1 protein-coding gene is annotated in these 2,575 nt (G+C 66.6%); it reads right to left on the bottom strand.

Translation table 11 applies throughout. The features are described from left to right. Positions 1 to 21 precede the first annotated feature (21 nt). A partial coding sequence (locus tag ACRDSQ_RS04515; protein WP_431419022.1) for a transglycosylase domain-containing protein occupies positions 22 to 2,575 on the bottom strand: 2,554 nt, incomplete at its 5' end.

Here is a 2,575-nt window from a genome sequence, read left to right as displayed (position 1 = left end):
CCCGTCCGTTGTGCTGATCAACTACCAGTTGCTGCCGGGAAGCGGCAGCCCAGGTTCCGATGTCGGCCGCGTGATCCGGGTCCGGCTCGTCGTGGTCGTCGGCTCGGTGGGCCCGCTCGGCTCCGTCGTCTTCGGCGGCTTGGACTCCTCCGGCGGCTTGGAGTCCGACGTCGTCGGCGGGTTGGTGGTGCTCGGTGGCTCCTTGACCTCGGGCTTGCCAATCGGCTCGAACTTGCCGAAGTTCTCCTTTGGCAGCTTGTACTGCTGGTGATAGCTGTCCATGAACTTCTTCCAGATCTTGCCCGGCAGGCCGCCGCCGTAGATGATCCCGCCCTTGGCGTCTCTGAGTTTGTACCCGTTGTCCTTGTCACCGCTGAGCGACACCGCGGTCGAGAGCTGCGGGGTGTACCCGACCATCCAGGCCTTCGAGTTGTCCGGCGTGTCCTGGTACTGGTGGGTTCCGGTCTTGCCCGCGCAGAGCCGGTCACCCGCACACGGGATGCCCGAGGACTTCGGGATGGGCAGCAGCGCCTCGGTGACGTTTCGGGCGATCTTCTGGCTCTTCTCCGGGTTCTCGCCGAACGCGGGCTTCTCCAAGTACGGCTGCCAGGTCGTGTCCTCGAAGATGACCGTGCCGTCCGGCTTCTGGACCTTCGCGACCAGGTGCGGGGCCCGGTAGACGCCGTTCGCGGCGAACGTCGCGTACGCCGAGGCCATGTCGACCGTGCTCACCTGGGTGTCGCCACCACCGATCGCGATGTTGATGTCGCCGACCGCCTTGTCCAGCGGTGAGCGCACGCCCGCCTGGGCTGCCGCCTCGGCGACACCCGCGGGCTTGACGTCGTTGTAGACCATGTCGCTGAACACGACGTTGAGCGATTCCTTCATCGCCTGCGCGACGGTGCACTCACCACAACCCGGCCTGGAGGCATTCTTGATGATCTTGCTTCCACCGAATGCCTTGGGCGAGCTGTCGTAGGTCTCGTAGAGACCCTTGTCCTTTTTGAGGAGCCCGACCAGGTCGAACGGCTTGAAGGAGGAGCCCGGCTCCTGGACGGCGGCCGCCCAGTCCGTGCCCGCCCCATCGGAGTTCGGGTAGTACGCCTTGATGTGCCCCTTCTTCGGATCGACGGCGACGAGGCCGGGATGAAGTGCCGTGGGCTGGCCCTGCATCACCTCGGCCACCGCCTGCTCCGCGAGCGACTGCGCGGTCTTGTCGAGCGTGAGATAGATCTTGTAGCCGTGGCGGCGGACAGTGTCCTCGTCGATGCCGAGGGTCTTGAGTTCCGCGAACACCAGCTTGGGGAGTCGTGTCTTGAGCGGAGCGGACAGGCCATCGCCCTTGGTCTCATCGAGGGGCACCGGAGGCTGGAACGGCAGCTGCTGGCGCTCGGCCTCGGTCATCCAGTTGTTGGCGATCATCCGGCCGGTCACGTAGGTCCAGCGGTCGATCTGGTACTGGGTGTCCTTGTGCCGTGACGGCGTCTGGATCATGCCCGCGAGCAGCGCGGCCTGTGACTTGTTGATCGTCGTCAAGTCGTCGATGTTGTAGTACGCCTTCGCCGCCGCCGCCACACCGTAGGCGCCACGACCGAAGTAGATCGTGTTCAGGTACGCGGTGATGATGTCCGGCTTGGAGTACGTCTCGTTCATCTTGTAGGACTTGACCAGCTCGGTCCATTTACGGGTCAGAGTCTTGTCCTCGTCGCCGCTGGCCTTCTTGACGTACTGCTGCGAGATCGTCGAACCGCCGCCCTCGCCGCCGCTGACCTGGTTCCAGACCGCGCGCAGGATGCCGGTCATGTCGAAGCCGGCGTTGGTCTCGAACGACGCGTCCTCGGCCGCGTAGACGGCCTTGCGCATGATGTCCGGTATCTGGTCGTAGGTGAGCAACTGCCGGTTGGCTCCCGACTCCGCGAGCTTGGTGATCTCGCTTTCGTCGGCCCAGAGCAGCGTGACCGCCTGGTCCTGCCTGGCGGCCAGCTCTTGCGGGCTCTCCACTTCCACCAGCTGATAGGTGATGAAGAAGGCGAGGACCGGGACGATGATCCCGAGCGCCGTGCCGACGTAGGCCGTGCGCCGCACGCGCTGCCAGATCTTCTTGCGACGCAATGCACGAGCCTCCGCGTCGGTCAGTGGGTCTTCGTCGTCGGGGCCGTAATCGTCGTCGTAGTCGTCCTCATAGTCCGGCTCTCTGTGCGTGAGCAGCGCGGGCTCGCCGCGGGAGTGGCCGGGGTTCTGGTGCAGGTAGATGGTGGGGTCCTCGCCTGGATCATGTGGGGGAATCGGGGGCAGGCGACGGTCGCCGGACATCGCGGGAACAGCCATCGTGGGCTGCTCGCCTGGGGTGTTCAGGGCCCGGGTCGCACCGGGGCCGCCGGGGAATCCGCCACCGGGTCCACCGGGGCCGTCCGGACCGTTGAAGTTGCCGGAACCGCCAGGTCCACCGGGCGCACCCGGTCCGCCCGGGATACGCGGACCGCCGCGTCCCGCCGCGCCGGCGAGACCGCCCGGGCCGGAGATTCCCGCGCCGTGGCCGGACGCGCCTGCCAGTCCACCGGCCGCCAGTCCACCC

The organism is Actinokineospora sp. (assembly GCF_050699995.1).
In the GTDB taxonomy this organism is placed as follows: Bacteria; Actinomycetota; Actinomycetes; order Mycobacteriales; family Pseudonocardiaceae; genus Actinokineospora.
This window is presented reverse-complemented; position numbering and strand designations above follow the sequence as displayed.